Origin of the sequence: Acinetobacter sp. AOR18_HL, from assembly GCF_027855145.1 — a bacterium.
GTDB classification, from domain to species: domain Bacteria; phylum Pseudomonadota; class Gammaproteobacteria; order Pseudomonadales; family Moraxellaceae; genus Acinetobacter; species Acinetobacter pittii.
In genome coordinates, this window is the sequence record NZ_JAKTIG010000031.1 from 330,268 (window position 1) to 348,228 (window position 17,961).

Annotated in this window: 19 protein-coding genes; 9 read left to right on the forward strand and 10 right to left on the reverse strand. The window is 37.4% G+C overall.

Going from position 1 to position 17,961, the window contains the following annotated elements; genetic code table 11:
* The first annotated feature begins 19 nt into the window (after nucleotides 1-19).
* Entirely contained in the window at nucleotides 20-631 is a 612-nt protein-coding gene (locus tag MKL51_RS09725) for a LysE family translocator (RefSeq protein WP_002114153.1), read from the forward strand.
* A gap of 69 nt (nucleotides 632-700) precedes the next feature.
* On the opposite strand, the gene MKL51_RS09730 is transcribed toward MKL51_RS09725, so the two are convergent.
* A complete protein-coding gene (locus MKL51_RS09730) occupies nucleotides 701-1,312 on the reverse strand; it encodes a LexA family protein (RefSeq protein ID WP_002114396.1) in 612 nt (203 codons plus the stop codon).
* A 286-nt stretch (nucleotides 1,313-1,598) separates the two neighbouring features.
* Here MKL51_RS09730 and MKL51_RS09735 point away from each other — a divergent pair, with 286 nt between their 5' ends.
* Nucleotides 1,599-1,832: a hypothetical protein gene (locus MKL51_RS09735; RefSeq protein ID WP_002114518.1), complete on the forward strand. Its 234-nt coding sequence runs from the start codon at nucleotides 1,599-1,601 to the stop codon at nucleotides 1,830-1,832.
* Between the two features lie 62 nt (nucleotides 1,833-1,894).
* Here the strand turns inward: MKL51_RS09735 and MKL51_RS09740 are convergent, their stop codons facing one another.
* On the reverse strand, nucleotides 1,895-3,142 hold the full coding sequence (locus tag MKL51_RS09740) for a KGG domain-containing protein (RefSeq protein WP_017481568.1): 1,248 nt from the start codon (nucleotides 3,140-3,142) through the stop codon (nucleotides 1,895-1,897).
* A 474-nt stretch (nucleotides 3,143-3,616) separates the two neighbouring features.
* On the opposite strand from MKL51_RS09740, the gene MKL51_RS09745 reads away from it, so the two are divergent.
* Nucleotides 3,617-4,018, forward strand: a complete 402-nt coding sequence (locus tag MKL51_RS09745) for a DUF6367 family protein (RefSeq protein ID WP_017481567.1) — start codon at nucleotides 3,617-3,619, stop codon at nucleotides 4,016-4,018.
* A gap of 140 nt (nucleotides 4,019-4,158) precedes the next feature.
* Entirely contained in the window at nucleotides 4,159-5,037 is an 879-nt protein-coding gene (locus MKL51_RS09750) for an SDR family oxidoreductase (protein ID WP_002114565.1), read from the forward strand.
* Nucleotides 5,038-5,092: 55 nt separating this feature from the next.
* On the opposite strand, the gene katE is transcribed toward MKL51_RS09750, so the two are convergent.
* Together katE and MKL51_RS09760 are read right to left on the reverse strand one after the other, a co-directional pair.
* Nucleotides 5,093-7,237: a catalase HPII gene (gene katE / locus MKL51_RS09755; protein WP_080612909.1), complete on the reverse strand. Its 2,145-nt coding sequence runs from the start codon at nucleotides 7,235-7,237 to the stop codon at nucleotides 5,093-5,095.
* Between the two features lie 41 nt (nucleotides 7,238-7,278).
* Nucleotides 7,279-8,697: an iron-containing redox enzyme family protein gene (locus MKL51_RS09760; protein WP_002114437.1), complete on the reverse strand. Its 1,419-nt coding sequence runs from the start codon at nucleotides 8,695-8,697 to the stop codon at nucleotides 7,279-7,281.
* Nucleotides 8,698-9,013: 316 nt separating this feature from the next.
* Between MKL51_RS09760 and MKL51_RS09765 the strand changes: the two genes are divergently transcribed.
* From MKL51_RS09765 to surA1, 3 genes are all read left to right on the forward strand, one after another.
* Nucleotides 9,014-9,490: a CinA family protein gene (locus MKL51_RS09765; protein WP_014206459.1), complete on the forward strand. Its 477-nt coding sequence runs from the start codon at nucleotides 9,014-9,016 to the stop codon at nucleotides 9,488-9,490.
* Between the two features lie 279 nt (nucleotides 9,491-9,769).
* Nucleotides 9,770-9,997, forward strand: coding sequence for a hypothetical protein (locus MKL51_RS09770; protein WP_016141364.1), 228 nt, complete (start codon nucleotides 9,770-9,772; stop codon nucleotides 9,995-9,997).
* Between the two features lie 115 nt (nucleotides 9,998-10,112).
* Nucleotides 10,113-10,430 carry a surface antigen protein 1 gene (gene surA1 / locus MKL51_RS09775; RefSeq protein ID WP_000132045.1) on the forward strand — a complete coding sequence of 106 codons (318 nt, stop codon included), beginning with the start codon at nucleotides 10,113-10,115 and terminating at the stop codon, nucleotides 10,428-10,430.
* Between the two features lie 84 nt (nucleotides 10,431-10,514).
* Here surA1 and MKL51_RS09780 read toward each other — a convergent pair whose 3' ends face one another.
* From MKL51_RS09780 to MKL51_RS09790, 3 genes are all read right to left on the reverse strand, one after another.
* The gene (locus tag MKL51_RS09780; protein ID WP_002114549.1) at nucleotides 10,515-10,736 is read right to left on the reverse strand and encodes a hypothetical protein; all 222 of its coding nucleotides are present in this window, start codon (nucleotides 10,734-10,736) and stop codon (nucleotides 10,515-10,517) included.
* A 95-nt stretch (nucleotides 10,737-10,831) separates the two neighbouring features.
* On the reverse strand, nucleotides 10,832-11,260 hold the full coding sequence (locus tag MKL51_RS09785) for a hypothetical protein (protein WP_017481565.1): 429 nt from the start codon (nucleotides 11,258-11,260) through the stop codon (nucleotides 10,832-10,834).
* A 265-nt stretch (nucleotides 11,261-11,525) separates the two neighbouring features.
* The gene (locus tag MKL51_RS09790) at nucleotides 11,526-11,672 is read right to left on the reverse strand and encodes a hypothetical protein (RefSeq protein WP_005069891.1); all 147 of its coding nucleotides are present in this window, start codon (nucleotides 11,670-11,672) and stop codon (nucleotides 11,526-11,528) included.
* A 905-nt stretch (nucleotides 11,673-12,577) separates the two neighbouring features.
* On the opposite strand from MKL51_RS09790, the gene MKL51_RS09795 reads away from it, so the two are divergent.
* On the forward strand, nucleotides 12,578-12,880 hold the full coding sequence (locus tag MKL51_RS09795) for a hypothetical protein (RefSeq protein ID WP_016806122.1): 303 nt from the start codon (nucleotides 12,578-12,580) through the stop codon (nucleotides 12,878-12,880).
* On the opposite strand, the gene MKL51_RS09800 is transcribed toward MKL51_RS09795, so the two are convergent.
* Nucleotides 12,873-13,778 (reverse strand): LysR family transcriptional regulator, encoded by a 906-nt coding sequence (locus MKL51_RS09800; protein WP_017481564.1) that lies wholly within the window; start codon nucleotides 13,776-13,778, stop codon nucleotides 12,873-12,875. The genes MKL51_RS09795 and MKL51_RS09800 overlap by 8 nt on opposite strands.
* Nucleotides 13,779-13,889: 111 nt before the next feature.
* Between MKL51_RS09800 and MKL51_RS09805 the strand changes: the two genes are divergently transcribed.
* The gene (locus MKL51_RS09805; protein WP_017481563.1) at nucleotides 13,890-15,128 is read left to right on the forward strand and encodes an SGNH/GDSL hydrolase family protein; all 1,239 of its coding nucleotides are present in this window, start codon (nucleotides 13,890-13,892) and stop codon (nucleotides 15,126-15,128) included.
* 49 nt (nucleotides 15,129-15,177) lie between these two features.
* Here MKL51_RS09805 and MKL51_RS09810 read toward each other — a convergent pair whose 3' ends face one another.
* On the reverse strand, nucleotides 15,178-16,533 hold the full coding sequence (locus tag MKL51_RS09810; RefSeq protein ID WP_017481562.1) for an MFS transporter: 1,356 nt from the start codon (nucleotides 16,531-16,533) through the stop codon (nucleotides 15,178-15,180).
* Nucleotides 16,534-16,633: 100 nt separating this feature from the next.
* Nucleotides 16,634-17,917, reverse strand: a complete 1,284-nt coding sequence (locus tag MKL51_RS09815) for a DcaP family trimeric outer membrane transporter (RefSeq protein WP_080612935.1) — start codon at nucleotides 17,915-17,917, stop codon at nucleotides 16,634-16,636.
* Nucleotides 17,918-17,961: the final 44 nt, after the last annotated feature.

Consider the following 17,961-nt stretch of genomic DNA (forward strand, 5'->3'; position numbering starts at 1 on the left):
AGTTTGCTGAGATAAGCATATGGCTTTTAACATTTTTATTGCATTTTGGAGTGTCTCCATTCTTTTTATTATTACGCCAGGGGCAGACTGGGCCTATGCCATTTCGGCAGGGATTAAAGGCAAAGTCGTCGTACCCGCCGTCGCAGGTATGCTATTTGGACACTTTATTACGATTTTATTGGTAGCGGCTGGTGTTGGTCTGCTTGTAGCAAATAATCCAACTGCTCTAATGATTCTTACTGTTGCGGGTTCTGCTTATTTGTTATGGATGGGTATAAACTTATTACTTACCCCTCCTACTCCAAACAAATCTGGTTCTGAAAAAGCTCAGTCATGGTTGAGCTGGGCAACCAAAGGCGTTTACGTGAGTGGATTAAATCCGAAAGTTTTTTTACTCTTTTTAGCTCTGCTTCCTCAGTTTATTGATATTAATGCTTCATGGTCAGTGACAACACAAATTCTTGCCTTCGGTGTTGTCCACATGATTAGCTGCGCAATAATTTACTTAATAGTGGGTTATGGTTCAGAGGCTATTTTAAAAACCAGACCACAAGCAGCACAGTTAGTTGGTCGTTTTTCAGGTGGTTTGATGGTCATTATCGCAACGTGCTTATTGATTGGGCAAATTTAAAAGTCATTCAACAAAAGTTACTGGCCTCCATTTCAGGTCAGTAACTTAAATAATAAATATAAGAAAAAATTATCTCATTCGTTTGAGGTTATACGTCACGACTCCCCAAATAACCAGTTCTTGCCCCTCTTCAATATAAATATTCTGATAATCAGGGTTCTCTGCTTTCAGCCAAACTTTAGGTGGATGAAATTGACTATCAATCATTAAGCGCTTCACAGTGAAATCATTGTCGATGAGTGCAATCACAATATCACCTGATTTAGCGGGAATGCTACGGTCCACAATAAGCGGATCATTAATATCAATTCCAGCATCTAACATGGATAAAGAGTTGGCTTTAACAATAAACGTGGCATTTTCATTTCTAATTAAATATTCATTTAAATCGAGCGCTTGCTCAATATCATCTTGCGCAGGTGAAGGAAAACCTGCCGCAACACGTTCAGTTGCCAAAGGAATATGGTAAATTTTATCGTTATTCGGGTGGACCTGCTGAACATTAAGTTTTGAGTTAAAGTCGGTTAAGTTATTGGTTTTGACATTATTCAGTAACCAATTTTTGATAAAGTTAACTTGAGACTCGGGGACACGAATGACTTTGGTGGGTTCATTGAACTGTGCTTTACGTCCGGCATTTTCTCGTACACCGCCATGCTCGAACTCTTTTTTCTTTGGCATATTGCCTCCATTCCACTGTTCAAATCCTACACAAACAATGTAACTTGAAAAAGTTACATTTTCAAGTTGACGAAATATTTTTTTTGCATAACAATAAATCTCATGATCAGATTTTAATCCATTTTGCTTTTAACAGGGATGTTTTAACCAAAATGGCAATTTGAAGAAAATCAAAACCTATTTCGGAATAGTCGTTATCGCTGACTGTTTTTGATTTTTATCAAATGAGATTCTGAACACTTAACATTCTGGTTAAATTCAGTTTTTTGGTATGGAGACATGCGAAATGAAAAATCAACGTGATGCGGTTTTAGGTTATGCAAATGAGCAACATGCTTACTATATCCGCCTAATTGAAAATGATGCGGTTTTAGGTGAAAGCTACGGATTATTTTGTGAAAATCCAGATAGCGAAGCAGCCGAAAGTATTATGACGACACTTTTTTTGAAAAAATCTTTTTGGTTAAACGGTTCTGAATACCTTGATATTGTAAAAGGCCTACAACCTCTCCCTCAGTAAATACAGTAAGTAAGCTAAAAACAAAGGAGGCAAAAGCCTCCTTTGTTTCTAAAACATTCTGCTTAAGACGTAAAACGTCCGTAGGCATCACGTTTTTGATTACGAGAGTTTTGACCACGGCCATCATAATCATCGTCGTCATCACGGCTGCGACCACGACCTCGTCCACCTGAGCGGCCACGATCGTCATCATCATCGTCATCACGACTGCGGCCACGACCTCGTCCGCCTGAACGGCCTCCGCGATCGTCATCATCATCGTCATCACGACTGCGGCCACGACCTCGTCCGCCTGAGCGGCCTCCGCGATCGTCATCATCATCGTCATCACGGCTGCGGCCACGGCCTCGTCCGCCTGAGCGGCCTCCGCGATCGTCATCATCATCGTCATCACGGCTGCGACCACGACCTCGTCCGCCTGAACGGCCTCCGCGATCGTAATCATCATCATCGTCATCACGGCTGCGGCCACGGCCTCGTCCGCCTGAACGGCCTCCGCGATCGTCATCATCATCGTCATCACGGCTGCGGCCACGGCCTCGTCCGCCTGAGCGGCCTCCGCGGTCGTCATCATCATCGTCATCACGGCTGCGACCACGACCTCGTCCGCCTGAGCGGCCTCCGCGATCATCGTCATCATCATCATCACGGCTGCGACCTCGGCCTCGTCCGCCTGAACGGCCGCGATCGTCATCATCATCGTCATCACGGCTGCGACCTCGGCCTCGTCCGCCTGAACGGCCGCGATCGTCATCATCATCATCGTCATCACGGCTACGACCTCGGCCTCGGCCACCTGAACGGCCACCGCGATCGTCATCATCATCGTCGTCATCACGGCTACGACCTCGTCCTCGACCACCTGAACGACCACCGCGATCGTCATCGTCGTCATCATCACGGTCGCGACCTCGGCCTCGACCACCTGAACGGCCACCGCGATCGTCATCATCGTCGTCATCATAACGGCTTCGGCCGCGACCACCTGAGCGGCTACCGCGATCGTCATCATCGTCGTCATCGTCACGGCCGCGGCCACGACCATTACGACCATCATTTTTATGGCTTAATGCACCCGCTTCACGCGCTTCTTCAGACGTAAATTCATGAGCGTTACCACTTGCATGGGCTGCTCGGCCAGCTTCACGAGCTTCTTCAGAGGTAAACTCATGTGCATTACCACTCGCGTGAGCAGCTCGCCCACCTTTGCTGGCTATTTCTCGTACTCTTTCAGGATCCATACTTGCAAATCCACGATTTGAAGTACCTGTTCTATTGTTATCATCATCTTCATATCTAGTATTAGCCATAGTTATATCTTCCTATATTTAATTATAGTCACTACCGCTTTTGGTTAACGGATTTAATAACAATAGAATATCTATAATATTTTCCCACCCAAGTGATGTATCAATCCTTTTAAATGTATATCAATCAAAAAATGAAATTTCTTATAAACATATTATTTTTAAAATATTTTAAAAATTTTAATTATTAATAATTTTACTCTTTAAATATTGGATATACTCATTATTACCTAAGGGCACACTACAATATATTTTTACAAACACAGTTAAAATATTTTAACTGATAACAAAAAATTTCAAAATGTACAAAACAGTAAACTAACACAACATCAGATCTATTGAGAAAATAACAAGCAAACAATTATTTTAATTAAAAAACAATAACATATATCATTACATTTTCAGAATTAATTTACTTGAGAGATTAATATGAATATTTAAAACTATTTTTAATAAGATGGTTTGAGTAACTTAACTATGCAATTAAAAAATCAACAGTCAGCTCTACAATATATCCATATTTCTATCCCTGAAATTTTACTAGGACATATTAAGTCCAAAAACTCATGGCAGGACTATGACAAAGAATGGAGCTATAGATTAGACCCACCTCATTCAAGTCATCCCTTCCAAAGAGACTTATATATTATTAAATCAAAAAATATAGAACATGAAGATATAAAACTGTTGCTAGATAATATAGCTATTAAAAATAATAAAAATTCAGAAAATATAGATGGAGCAAAAGAAATTATTAAAAAAATATTAGATTTATCTAATAATATACCGATAGAAAACTGGTTAGAGGATACAGGAAATAGATCTATTATTGAAAGCATGATTGATAAAAACAAAATCAAGTTAATCGATATTATTTAGCCCTCAAATATAAAAATATTTTTTTACAACCTTACAAATAAAATAACAAAGACAACTTATTAAAAAATTCATTTTACTCACATTTACGCGGTAACAGCTCACTATATGAAAATTAGATATTACAACCGAGGTATTTAAAAATGGAAAACTCAACAAACCAGTATCCAACATCTGCCCCCGCACAAGTTCAATCTCATCAACCAGGCGATCAGGAAAAAATGCACCCTGAACCTGAGATAATAAAAAGTACCCATAAAGGTAGCGATAAGCTAAAAGATAAAGTTGCCGTTATTAGTGGTGGCGATAGCGGTATAGGTCGTTCTGTCGCAGTATTGTTTGCTCGTGAGGGCGCTGATATTGCGGTACTTTATCTCGAAGAAGATCAAGATGCCGAAATCACTAAACAACTCGTTGAAAGAGAAGGACAACATTGCCTTTTATTAAAAGGTGATATTTCAGACCCAGATGTTGCAAAACTCGATATTGATAAAGTTCTACAACATTACGGCAAAATTAATATTTTAGTGAATAACGCTGGTGTGCAATATCAACAAAAAGAAATTGAAAGTATTAGTAATGAGCAATTAGAAAAGACATTTAAAACTAATATTTTCCCAATGTTTTATCTTACTAAAGAAGCCATTCCTTATATGGAAGAAGGTGACAGTATTATTAACACCACCAGTATTACCAGCTATCAAGGCCATGATGAGCTCATTGATTATGCAAGTACTAAAGGCGCGATTACTACTTTTACGCGTAGCTTATCGAACAATTTAATGAAGCAGAAAAAAGGAATTCGAGTAAATGGTGTTGCGCCGGGACCCATCTGGACACCATTAATTCCAAGCAGTTTCGATGCAGAAACCGTTAAGGAGTTTGGTAAAGACACCCCAATGGGAAGAATGGGACAACCAAGTGAAGTTGCACCTGCTTATCTTTTCCTTGCCTCAGATGATGCAAGTTACATTACAGGTCAAGTCATTCATGTAAATGGTGGTCAAATCGTAAATGGTTAATCCGTAAGATATAAAAAAGCCCTGAAAGTTAAAACTTTCAGGGCTTTTTTGTTTGTTAAGCCGGTATCTGAGCAGCTATTTGTTCTCGTGACCAAACACGATGAGCCATAATCAGGTTTTTGAAATTTTCAGCAATCGGCTGGAATTCATCTCCAACTAGAGTGCCTTCATCGGGAACTAAACCTAGCGGTTCAAGTAAATCAGATTTATTACCTAAAAAAGCAATTGGTTTTAAATGCTTGTAAGCCTCTAATAGATAATGGCGCGCTACGCCATCTTGCAGCACGGCATTTAAGTTATCTCCATCAGGAATAATCACTGCATCATATGCAATTGACGGTTCAGCCATCTGCATGCCATCAGCCGTAATAATACTGTCTTGATGATCTTTTACAGGAGCTAAGCTTGGCGCTAATAAATGAAGAGTCACCCCTTCTTTAATTGCCCAGTTTTTCATCGCTTCTAATGAATCAGATTTCACTAAATTATGGATGAGTACTGCAACTTTTCGGCCTTGAATATCTTGGGGCGGGAAAGCCAAGAAAGATAATTTAGCCGATTTTTCAACTGCAGTTTTTTTATAATCTAGCGTCAAATCAGGCACTTCAATTCCTAAATTAGCGCCTACTTGTCGTGCTAAATCGAGATCAATATTTGCTAAAATTTGTTGAACTTGACGCTCACGGATGTGTTTTCGTTGCACTTTACTTAACTCAAAAGTATAGGCATCGACCACATGCTTTTGCTCATGAGGCGCAAGGCTCTTGTAGTAAAGGCGCGGTTGAGAAAAATGATCAGAAAAAGTCTCGCTTCTTTGACGAAGTTTATGTCCGCTAATCTGTTCAGGATAGCTTTCAAAACCGCCGTTTGAAGCAGCAGGTGGGGTTTCGGCTGGCCAATCATTATCAATTGAGTTTGGTTGATATGAAGCCTGCCCTTTATGAATCGTATGCTGGTGAATACCATCACGTTGATTATTATGGAATGGACACACAGGTTTATTGATCGGAATTTGATGGAAGTTTGGTCCACCTAAACGGCTTAACTGGGTATCGGTGTATGAAAATAGACGTGCTTGTAGAAGCGGGTCATTTGTAAAATCAATTCCCGGCACAATATGTCCTGGACAGAAAGCCACCTGCTCTGTTTCTGCAAAGAAATTATCTACATTTCTGTTCAAAACAAATCGGCCGATTGGTGTCACTGGAACCAACTCTTCAGGAATAATTTTTGTCGGGTCCAATAAGTCGAAGTCAAAGTTCATCTCGTCTTCTTCTTCAACAATTTGTACACCGAGCTCCCATTCAGGATAAACCCCATTCTCAATCGCTTCATAAAGATCACGACGGTGGAAATCCGGGTCTTTACCTGCAAGCTTTTGAGCTTCATCCCATACTAGCGCACTTAAACCTTGTTTAGGGGTCCAATGGAATTTCACAAAATGTGATTTTCCTTCGGCATTAATAAGACGGAATGTATGAACCCCAAACCCTTGGATTGAGCGTAAATTACGTGGAATTGCACGGTCTGACATAGCCCAAATCACCGCGTGTGCTGACTCAGGTACTAAAGACACAAAATCCCAGAAAGTATCATGTGCAGTTGCTCCTGTTGGTATTTCTGTATCTGGTTCAGGTTTTACTGCATGAACAAAGTCTGGAAACTTAATCCCATCTTGCACAAAAAACACAGGCGCATTGTTGCCGACTAAATCAAAATTACCCTCTTGGGTATAAAATTTAATGGCAAAACCACGAATATCACGGACCGTATCAGCAGAGCCACGTGGTCCCTGCACTGTTGAGAAGCGTACAAAAATTGGAGTTTGAATGGTTGGGTCAGTCAAAAAACCAGCTTTTGTTAAACGCTCATTTCCTTCATAAGCCTGAAAGTAACCATGAGCGCCCACGCCACGTGCATGCACAATACGCTCAGGAATACGTTCATGGTCAAAATGAGTAATCTTTTCTCGTAAAATAAAATCTTCTAATAGTGTCGAACCGCGAATACCTGCTCTTAAACTATTCTGGTTATCAGCAATTTTAACCCCTTGATTTGTGGTTAATGCTTCATTGGTTGCATCGTCTCTGACTGAGTCTAATTGTTCAGTTTTTTGGGTAGTATTGGCTTTATTTGCAGCATCAGCACCAGCCATTTCACTTGTTTTATTTGTTGATTTAACATTATCAGTCATGTTCATTACCTATGTTTTAAAGTTAAACGTGGGGTGAATTAAAAACTTCAAGAGTTAGTTTTGTTAAAGGAACTTAAATATGGAAAAAGGAGCTCGACATATTTACGTGTGCTCCAAAGCCCAATGCTTTTATGGTGTGAATCTGGAGCCAAAAACGGAGTCAGCTTGCATATTTTTATGGCAAGATCAGGTGTCTGACGTATACGCTCTTGGAGCGCATCAAGTTCGCCATCAGAAATATAGCTAAACAGATAATCTTGGATACGCTGGCTATTCTTTAGTTCTCTGCTGTAGGCCAAGTAGTTAGAAGAATGATCACTACCTGCAATCCAGTCATGAATAATTTGTCGTTCTACAGGGTTAAATACCCCAAACATTTTTCCATTTTCTTCATTAATCATTCGCCAGAATACGCTCTGTTCAGGGTCGGTATTCAATTTAATCCACTTGTGATTAATGAGATGTGTAACTAAGCCTTTAACGTCTTCTGGATTTGATAACCATTGGTTAATGGTTTTGCATCCAAACTGTCTGGTTTCGTTATGTATTAGCTGACCCACGAGCGCTTTTCTTTTTAAAATTTTAAGGACTAAATCTTCAAGATTTAAATTTTTAATAATTTTTGAAGAAGAAACGCCATGGTTATTAAGAGCAAAACCACGTTTTAATTTATTAAAGAAAGCTTCTTTATCTCTGTATTTATCGTAAATATTTTCTATAACTTTAATTGCTTTATCTGCATGTCCATTATCAATATTGTCGATAGTAATGTGTAAATTAAAATATTTTGAATCAATACCAAGTTCTGCAAGCTCATAATTACTAATGAGGAGATGCAGTGGCAGTTGCTCATAACCTAAATTGAAGCCGACAATTTCGGGAATAAACTCAGGTGGAGCATAACCAAGCGCCAGCTGAATCACGGCATTATGATAGTATTCATCCTCTAAAAGCAGATCAAAGCTATCGAGTCCTAGACTACGCAGCAAGTCCTCATAGATACAGACGTGATTTGCTTTAGGCTCACCAAGTCCAAGCTCTTCTAGATAGGTAATAATAAGGTCATGAAAAACCGGATCGTTCCAGTAGTGAACTGAACTATATAACCATGCACCATCTACCTTTTTAGTTGGAGAGACCTTAATTAAAAATTCAAATGCCTGACCGACATTCTGGAAGTATTCTCTCTCACCCCCACTTTGTCTACGGTTTAGATAAGCCTGAAATAACTCACAATTTTGTTTATTGTCGTTTTCACACCATTCTTTAACTGTATTTATAGTTGCAGGAAAATCAATTTCCTTTTGATCTATTTTATCTATTTCTTCATTAAGAAAATCTCTTGCTTTCTTCTCTTTTTCAAAACTAGAAATATCAGGATCAAGGAAAAAAACAAATAATTCGTAATAGTTCTGTTGATTATCTTGTAATAAGTCTAATAATCTTTTTTTCACTACAACAGGCATTTCTATTCTCCTTTAGTGAGATATAAATTACCATACTTTAACTGAACAATAATCCCAGCCTATCTTTGTTATATTACGTTATTAAGAAACAACCCATCATTTTAAAAACTTTATATTTCAACAACATAAAAAATAACATAAACTTACATTCTCACCTTTAGAATAATTTAACTATATGTTTTTATAAAAAATATATAAACAATAAACTATATTTACAATTAACTTACCTTTAAAATTATAAAGACTAAAAACTTAACAAAAAGAAATTAAAAATAATCTTATAACTAAATTAAAAACAATTGTAAGGAGAATACAAATGTTTAACTCATGTTGTAAATTACTCGCACAAGAAAAAATTAAAATTGCTTTTTTTGAAAGTGCTTCGGCAGGTTATTTAGCTTATCGCTTTTCTTTGAGTCCCTATTCAGGTGATATTCTTATTGGTAGCTTGGTCAGCTATGACTTACGTGTTAAAGAAAACACTCTTCATATTTCACCAGAACTCATTGAAAAATATACGCCTGAGTCGATGCAAGTCACTGTAGAGATGATCAAAAAAGGTAAAGAACTCTTGAATGCCGATCTTTATATTGCCTGTACCGGGTTATTAAAAAAAGGAGGTTCTGAAACTCAAGAAAAACCTGTAGGTACCTTTTTTTATTCCATTTATTATAAAGATAATTTTTATAATTTCAGACGTATATTTAAAGGATTACCCTATCTTAAACTTAGACAACTGCTCTATTACATTAGTCAAGATATCGAATCTATAATATTAGATAATAAAAAATAGCTTTCCTTCATAAAAGATAACAAATACATATTTAGAAATGATCATAGCTTTTATTTAACCTCTATGTACCCAAATGTAATTTTAACTATATTCATATTAATTATGTTTAATCATTAAAATTACATTTTATAGAAATCAAGGTTTTATTTAATTTTTAAATTTACATTTAAATATAGGGTAACACCCCAAAGCTACACATTAAAAAATTTCATGTTTAAATGAACCTATCTGAAGCTCTCAGATAAAACACACATCATAAATGATATGAGGTAATTAAAGATGAGCACTACTAATAATCAAAGCAATCAACGCGATAATCAACAGCAACAACAACAGCAAAACGACAACCGTAATAACCAGCAGCAACAAGGCAACCAACAGCAAAACGATCAACAGCAACAAAACAATCAGCAACAACAGCAAAATGACAACCGCCGTCAACAACAAGGCTCGAATCAAAAAGATTCAGGCCAACAAAACTCAAATAACAACAATCAGCAACGCTAATCCGTTGCTGACTTAAATGTCATTTGATGCGGTCATTCATTTTATTTAGGAAGGTGCCCTCACCTTCCTAAATTTAACATAAGCATAAAATTAAATAAGAGATGAGGAAAAACTGATGACAGATCAAAATACAGACCATGCTCAACTAGTAGCTGGCGACCATAATTATTCTGACTCTCGCTGGCGAGAAAGTTATCTTACTCGACCTTATTATCAAGAAGCTCAATTAACTACGCCAGATCTGGATTATGATCGTGATTTTTCTGCTGCTTATGAACTAGGTCACCGTGCCCGTTCAGAATCTAAAGAAGGAACTCAGTTTGAAGATATGGAAGGTAGCTTGCAACAAAAGTGGGAAGAACTCAAAGCTGAATCCCGATTAAAATGGGAACATGCAAAACAAGCCATTAAAGATGCATGGGATGACATGTAACATCCTTAATTGGTCCAAAGCATATAGCTTATTTCCTATTGGCCCTGGGAAATAAGCTTTTTTATTATTTGAAATATTTATAAATTAGAAAAACGGCGGCATATTAAAATTATTACTAAGATATTGATTGGCTTGGTGCGGATCATCAAAAATTTCTTTTTTAAATTGTACATCTGGCGTTGTAGATAGTGTATGTGTTGGCTTGATCGTAACTTCTACTACATATCTGTTTTGTTCTTGCTTAGCTTTTACACCATAAATTTCAGAATCATTAATGCAAGTTCCATCAGTAAAATATACAAACATACCGCCACCTTATCTCTTAACTAAAGTTACTAGTTTTTCCCATTTATTTAACGCAAAAGCCTAACAATAGACTTGCGCCATACGTAAACAAAATATCAGTTTTGGTTTTTCTTAAAATATTCAATAATTTCTTCTCCGTTATTCACGGGAGTCTCTTTAGCAGGATATGTTTCTTCATAAGCATATGCAGGCAATGCAACTTTATCGCGAATTGGAGGTAACTTTTCTTGGCCACCTGTGGTAATACGCTCAATAAAACCTGCAAGCCATAACACAAATTCTTGTGTGTTTTTACTCTTCGGAATAATACTTAAATCTAATTTAATTTTAGATTCCTGAAGAGGCTTAATCAGCAATTCAGCGAAATCAATATAATTGTATAAAAGTTTAAGCTTTGTCCCCTTAATCTCATGTCTGAGCTCAATCATTAAATTGTTAAGATCTTCCATAGGGTCATCTGTAAACCCTTTTTTTTCTTTAACATTTTGATAGATTTTCTCAGCTATTTTTAAGTATTGGGGCATATCCTTACCTTTAAAAATTTGTCTTCACTAAAATGAATTTTGGATGACTATAAGTAATTTCTTGTGTTTATTTTATTAATTTTTTGAAACTATAATTTATTGGTGCAACAATTCAATAACAACAAATTGATCTAAAGACTATAACAGACTAATTTATTGATTAATTTTATATTTTTATATAATTGCTTTTTTATTATGTTACATATTTTATAGAAAATAACGATAAGAAAACCCACATAAATGTGAGTTTTCTTAAGCGAAATAATTATGAGTTTTTTTCCATTTGTTGAGTAGTTGCTGGATCATTCGAGCCATGTGTTCCATCATCATCTGTTGAGTTTCGATCTTGGCATGCACTCATACCCATTGCGATTGCAACTACCATACTCACTGCACAAAAAATTCTTAACATTGAGGTCACCCTTATAAATCTTAAGATGTAGATTTATGAATAACATTATCTTATGTTGGCCTACCGCTGTGGTTCTCTTAAGTTTTGTAGGTTGTGCAAGCTTTTGTAAAAAGCTAAATAAAATAAATGTTAAAAAATTACTTTTCTTGCAATTGATATTTTAATTAAAATTTGGCAACAGCTATTTATTTGATTACGCCATATTCATAAAATCAAAATTCCCTACTCTTTTTTGACTTATGTTGAATCAAGTCAACAATTGCAAACACTATATAAATAAACAATTAATAAATATTTGATATATAAACATTAAAAATTATTTTTTAACCTCTATTGAACCATTATTCAATATTTTCAATTCTAAATAACTCATTATTTTATTAATGAAAATTTAAAAATATTAATATTTGTTTATATAAACCAATCTTTTATTTTTGCAATTGACCCGCTTTAAGGCTCAGCTTATGATGCTCCGGCTGACCTATTTTGTCAGTCGGTTTTAGCAGACCGTCTACCTAAGCGCACTAAAAACAAGTTTTTTGGTGTGTAGCCCCTCGTGCCTTTGACGGAGGAACGGGAGTGGGACACCTTCGGGTGTGCTGGTTTCTTAGGTATCAGTCTGCTAACCCTCTTTCGTTTCACCACCATAATTAATAGCAGTGATTGGGCGCAACTTCTTTCATCAAGGAGTCTCTAATGACTATTATTTTATATCGTGTTTTTTCTTCTACTCTTCATCACGTTATCGACTTCACTGAAAATATTTTCAAGAAAATATCCTACAGTTTTATGTTTCTGCTTTCCTATCTTTTCAGAGTAAATATTTCCATATTTAACGCTCGATAAAGACTAGAAAATTTCTATAAACATGACTTAACGATAACAACAACCAATGAAGAGCAATAATGATGTTTTTTTTATATCGTATTGTTTTAATCTGCACCCTATTAATAAGTTCTATAAGTTTATTAGGTTGCAGGTCTATCAGTAAAAATGAATTTAATACACATTGTGTTTGGGCAGGTCGTGCACTTTCACAATGCAACTGTATTTATAACTCTTTAGAAAAACATTATTCGCCGCAGTTTGTAGAGAACTTACCCAAAGTAAGCTTACAAAATATTAATGCGAATATGCACTTTGTGGAAACTATGAATGAAACTATGCACCAATGTCAATTAAGCGCAAGAAAAGACTCCATTAACTAACTTTTGTATGCTCTACCAAGAAATCTAAAAAAGCCCTTACGCGCTTAGGGACATATTTATCATGTCCTATCCAAACAGCATGAAATTCTTCTGAAGCCTTGATATTCCAGTCTTCAAGGATTTTGACCAACTGTTTTTGTTCTAAAGCTTTTTTGACTTGGAACTGGTTAAGCTGTGCAATACCAGCACCTGCAAGCGCTAACTGTAAGATGGCTTCTCCATGATTTACCCTTAAAATCTTAGTAGGAGCAAGTGTGATTTCTTGATCGTCTTTTTTAAAAAGCCACGTTTTATTTTGACGTTGGTAGCTTACGTCTAAAAGCTGATGTTCGTATAACTGTTCTGGGTGCTGCGGACAACCATTCTTTTCAATATATGTAGGTGAACATACATAATGTTTCTGAGTGCTTCCGAGTGAGCGAGCAACCAAATTTGAGCTTTTCAAAGGCCCTGTGCGAATTGCGATATCAATTCTTTGCTCAACTAAATTAATGACTTCATCACTCAAATGAGCTTCTAATTCAATTTGTGGATAGCACTCGTTAAATAGAGAAATATAAGGTAATAAAAAGTGTGTCCAATATGAAAGACTGGTATGAATTCTAATTCGTCCTTGCGGCATGTGATTTGAAGTAACAGATTGTTCTAGTTCATCTAAGTTATTGAGTATGTGAACGCCTTGCTCATAAAATTGACATCCTTCACTGGTGAGTTGAAACTGACGTGTTGAACGGTTAAGCAGTCTAACTCCAAGTCTTTTTTCTAAGCGTGAAATTAACTTACTCACAGCAGACGGCGTCATGTCACAAGCTCTTGCGACTGCTGAAAAGCTTCCTAACTCGACTACCCGAATAAAAATTGCCAACTCACCAGACCGATTAATATCAAAATATGACATAACAAAATCTATTTATGAATTTCATTCACAAATCTTATTCCGCTTATGTTGCTATAACAAGCTAGTAATTTGTTTCAAGATAACTTTAATTTATTTTAAAGAGTTCACGAGATGAAACTTTATCAACCCGCCCTATTCTCTCTTGTTTTATTTACGAGCTTTGCACAAGCAGAAGTACAAAAGAGCGAATGGATTACCACTTGGGCAGCCAGCCCCCAAAAAGTCTGGAATAAAGATTTCGTTTTCGCGACCAATATTCCAGATCAAATATCGAATCAGACCATTAAACAAATTAGTCAAATTAGTTTAGGTGGTGAAGCGGTTAGGCTCGTTTTTACAAATCAATATGGGGATCAACCGTTATATATTGATAAAACTACCGTGGGGCTAATTAAAGGACAAAGTCTTAAATCAAAGAGTGCTTATCCAGTTTATTTCTCAGGAAAGCTTAAAGCACAAATTTTACCAGGCAAACAACTGATAAGTGATCCAATCCAGCTCCCTGTTCCAGATCACTCGCAGTTAATGGTAAATACCTTTATTGAAAAGCCCACTACATTTAAAACTTTTCATTGGGATGCGAAACAAACCAGTTGGCTCATTACGGGTAACCAGACTGCGAACTTAAATACGCCTAGCAGTGCCAAAACCACAACTGCACGATTATTATTATCGGCTGTAGAAGTAAAACCGAAGCGTAAAGCCCATGTTGTTGCAGTCATTGGAGACTCAATTACCGATGGAGCAACTGCAACTTTAGACGCAAATACTCGATGGACCGACTTTTTAGCTAAGCGCTTATCGCCACATCAAGTCGCGGTCATTAACAGTGGAATTTCAGGAAATCGACTACTCACAGACGGTATGGGTGACAGTGCTTTAGATCGTTTGAAAAAAGAAATATTTCAATATTCAGGTGTGAAAATATTAATTGTTCTGGTGGGTATTAATGATATTTCATGGCCTGGTACCGCATTTGCACCCAAACAACAAATACCGACTTTTGAAGCACTCACTCAAGGTTATAAACGTATTATAGAGGAAGCACATCGCCAAGGTATTCAAGTGATTGGAGCAACCTTATTACCATTTTCGGGAGCTTTACCCAATACACCGTTAGATAATTATTACCAACCGAATAAAGACCAATTACGCCAGCGCATTAACCACTGGATGAGAACCAGTAAAACATTTGATGGGGTTCTTGATCTTGAGCAAGGCTTAAAAGATTCAAAACATTCCGATCGATTAAATCCAATTTATGATTCTGGAGATCATTTACATCCGAATGATCGTGGTAATCAACAAATGGCAAACCTAGTTGATTTAAAACAACTAGTTAATCAATAAAACATCTAGATACAGGTAGGAATTTGTTTCCTACCCGTATTCATATTGATTAATTCCCCTCTAACTCGGCGTTAAGCTTTGGTGTAATAGGCTGTTTTTCAGCTGCATATCGTCTTAAAACCATGACGGCGAAAAGCGCTAAAATTGCAGGGATTGCGATCATCACAAAATTCATTTTATGTGGTAATTCCAACCCTAATAACAGGCCCGTTAAGATAGGTCCAACAATAGCCCCAATTCGACCTACACCAGAAGCACAACCAATTCCAGTAGAACGCACACTTAGTGGATAATATTGTGCAACGTAACTATAAAGAAGAATTGAAGTACCAATCGTTGCTGCTCCTGCCACAGTCACCAAACCATATAAAACATAGGCTGGTGACTTAAAACCTAAACCGACTAAAGCAACAACACCTGCCAGTAGCATTCCCATAATTACAGGTTTTAGATGGAATTTATCAGACAAAATACCGCCACCGATTGAACCGATCATTGCGCCAACATTTAGAGCAAGCAAGAACAAAATACTCTTTCCGAGTGAATAACCTGCTGCCAGCATGAGTTTTGGTAACCAGCTACTTAAGGCATACACCATGAGCAAGCACATAAAGAACACGAGCCAAAACATGAGTGTATTGAAAGCACGGCCTTGTTGAAATAATCCCTTTACAGAACTACCTGTTGGAACATTATCTTCATTAAGCACTAATTGCGTAGTGATCGTTAGGTTTTGTTCAGGCGAAATTTTTTGAATAATGCGCTGTGCTTGCTCAGTCTTACCCGTCTTAACTAAAAAGGTTAAAGACTCAGGTAAAAACTTCCAAATGACAGGTAATAAAAATAATGGAATACCGGCAATTAAAAACATAATTTGCCACCCCTGACTTTCAACCAAATAACTACCGATCAATGCTGAAAGTATTCCCCCAATTGCATAACCACTAAACATACTCCCCACCAAAGTACTTCTTATACGTTTAGGCGCATATTCTGATGTAAGTGCAACTAAATTTGGCATAACCCCACCAATGCCTAGTCCCGCCAAGAACCGAAGTACCCCAAACTCAAGTGGGCTTGATGCAAAAGCACCTAAAAAGGTAAAACCACTAAAAAAAGTCACACAGATTAAAATTACCTTTTTACGGCCTATTTTATCTGCCAATGTTCCAAAGAACATTGCCCCAAACATCATTCCACATAGTGCTGTACTTGCTAACATCCCCGCTTGTACAGCTGTTAACGACCACTCTTGCATTAGCAAAGGCAGTACCACGCCATAAATCACCAGATCGTAACCATCAAAAATAATAATTAATAAACACCAAAGTAAAATGCTCCAGTGAAAAGGGGTAAATCTGGCCTGATCAATAACTTCATTTACATTTAATTTAGATGTTGTCATTTACTCACCTCCTCTGTGAGATAAATTCATATTCAATCTTTTAAAACGACATACTGCACCCTAAAGAAAAAACTAATTATTCAAGGTTTTATTGAATAAATTAAAAGTCATAACTCGCCATCATATTGAAGCGGTTATCTATCCCGTTACGGCCATCAAAAGTTTCTCGTTCGCCATACACATATTCGACGCCCAAGGTAATTGGTTTGTATGGGTTATAAAGTGCATTCACCCAGCCCTGCCAAAGCTCTTTATTTTGGGTGATGCTATTACGTTGTAATTCAGCAAAACGGTTATCATCTTTGGCTTTCATATAGCCGTAGCCTAAAGTCGAGCGAATTTGCGGTGTAAATTGATGAGTAATGCCTAAAGAAACGGTGTCAAATTCATTGCTATGCATATTGTTTTGATCATCTATTGCATAGCCGCTGTTAGTCCATAACAGGAAACGCCCATCTCCTTTGACATGGTAATAATCGGCTTTGAGTAATGTATCGGGCGTAATTTGGTATTTACCGCCCAAGCCTACGCCCCAAGCGACTTCCTCATCATGATTAGTTCTCTTTTCGGCAACAAAACTACGTCCCGACAACATCGAGCCATTGGCAAATTTATGATTTAAGCGACCTACCAACGCTGGTAAACGCATTTTATTATCTGGGTCTGAGGTCGCAGTATATTTCGGATCTTCAACCGATATTGCAAAGCTTGTATTTGCCGTTAAGTTATCGCTATAGCGAACTAGCGGTGATCTTAACAATGCACTGCCTACAAATGTACCCGCATCAATCGTTTCCGGATAATATTCGGGTGCGATAAATGTTGACCACGTTTGACCGATGAGCCATTTATCAAAAGTTAAATAAGCATGGCGTATCCGAAACTGATCACGAGTAGCTGCCCCAAAGAAGTCCATTTCTAACTTTCCGCCCACCTCACCCGCGGCCGTCGGGGTTTTAAAATTCAACCCGAAACGTGTCACATTAACCGTACTATGCAACTGGTCTTTTTGTGCAGATTCTTCTGGCGTGTTCTCAAGTGGAACACCGCTAATATTGTTATACATCGTAGATGCCCCTTTCATTTGATAAGAGGCATCTGCCCGTATATAACCATATAAGTTAAATTCTGCACCAGACTTGGTTAAACCTTGCGGTGGTACGGGTACGGCTTGAGGAGTCGCTGAATTTGCTAGTTCCACTCGTCCTTGCGATAAAGATTTTTGCGCCTGCATATTGGCTTGTAACATCGCCCGAAGTTCTTTTACTTCTTGGCGAAGTTGTGCTATTTCAGGATCTGTTTGACCTGCAAAAGCAGAAGACACAAACAGGGTCACAGAAACAGCCAACAGGCTTTTTGGAACCGTTGTATTTAAAACTTTCATCATGAAATTTTCCTTTTGATCTTTAATTCGACTTAAAGATCTCG

What these genes read in the sequence shown, in the direction of transcription:
- MKL51_RS09725 (WP_002114153.1), top strand. Translation starts at nt 20, where the DNA reads ATGGCTTTTAACATTTTTATTGCATTTTGGAGTGTCTCCATTCTTTTT.
- MKL51_RS09730 (WP_002114396.1), bottom strand. Translation starts at nt 1,312, where the DNA reads ATGCCAAAGAAAAAAGAGTTCGAGCATGGCGGTGTACGAGAAAATGCC.
- MKL51_RS09735 (WP_002114518.1), top strand. Translation starts at nt 1,599, where the DNA reads ATGAAAAATCAACGTGATGCGGTTTTAGGTTATGCAAATGAGCAACAT.
- MKL51_RS09740 (WP_017481568.1), bottom strand. Translation starts at nt 3,142, where the DNA reads ATGGCTAATACTAGATATGAAGATGATGATAACAATAGAACAGGTACT.
- MKL51_RS09745 (WP_017481567.1), top strand. Translation starts at nt 3,617, where the DNA reads ATGCAATTAAAAAATCAACAGTCAGCTCTACAATATATCCATATTTCT.
- MKL51_RS09750 (WP_002114565.1), top strand. Translation starts at nt 4,159, where the DNA reads ATGGAAAACTCAACAAACCAGTATCCAACATCTGCCCCCGCACAAGTT.
- katE (WP_080612909.1), bottom strand. Translation starts at nt 7,237, where the DNA reads ATGAACATGACTGATAATGTTAAATCAACAAATAAAACAAGTGAAATG.
- MKL51_RS09760 (WP_002114437.1), bottom strand. Translation starts at nt 8,697, where the DNA reads ATGCCTGTTGTAGTGAAAAAAAGATTATTAGACTTATTACAAGATAAT.
- MKL51_RS09765 (WP_014206459.1), top strand. Translation starts at nt 9,014, where the DNA reads ATGTTTAACTCATGTTGTAAATTACTCGCACAAGAAAAAATTAAAATT.
- MKL51_RS09770 (WP_016141364.1), top strand. Translation starts at nt 9,770, where the DNA reads ATGAGCACTACTAATAATCAAAGCAATCAACGCGATAATCAACAGCAA.
- surA1 (WP_000132045.1), top strand. Translation starts at nt 10,113, where the DNA reads ATGACAGATCAAAATACAGACCATGCTCAACTAGTAGCTGGCGACCAT.
- MKL51_RS09780 (WP_002114549.1), bottom strand. Translation starts at nt 10,736, where the DNA reads ATGTTTGTATATTTTACTGATGGAACTTGCATTAATGATTCTGAAATT.
- MKL51_RS09785 (WP_017481565.1), bottom strand. Translation starts at nt 11,260, where the DNA reads ATGCCCCAATACTTAAAAATAGCTGAGAAAATCTATCAAAATGTTAAA.
- MKL51_RS09790 (WP_005069891.1), bottom strand. Translation starts at nt 11,672, where the DNA reads ATGTTAAGAATTTTTTGTGCAGTGAGTATGGTAGTTGCAATCGCAATG.
- MKL51_RS09795 (WP_016806122.1), top strand. Translation starts at nt 12,578, where the DNA reads ATGATGTTTTTTTTATATCGTATTGTTTTAATCTGCACCCTATTAATA.
- MKL51_RS09800 (WP_017481564.1), bottom strand. Translation starts at nt 13,778, where the DNA reads ATGTCATATTTTGATATTAATCGGTCTGGTGAGTTGGCAATTTTTATT.
- MKL51_RS09805 (WP_017481563.1), top strand. Translation starts at nt 13,890, where the DNA reads ATGAAACTTTATCAACCCGCCCTATTCTCTCTTGTTTTATTTACGAGC.
- MKL51_RS09810 (WP_017481562.1), bottom strand. Translation starts at nt 16,533, where the DNA reads ATGACAACATCTAAATTAAATGTAAATGAAGTTATTGATCAGGCCAGA.
- MKL51_RS09815 (WP_080612935.1), bottom strand. Translation starts at nt 17,917, where the DNA reads ATGAAAGTTTTAAATACAACGGTTCCAAAAAGCCTGTTGGCTGTTTCT.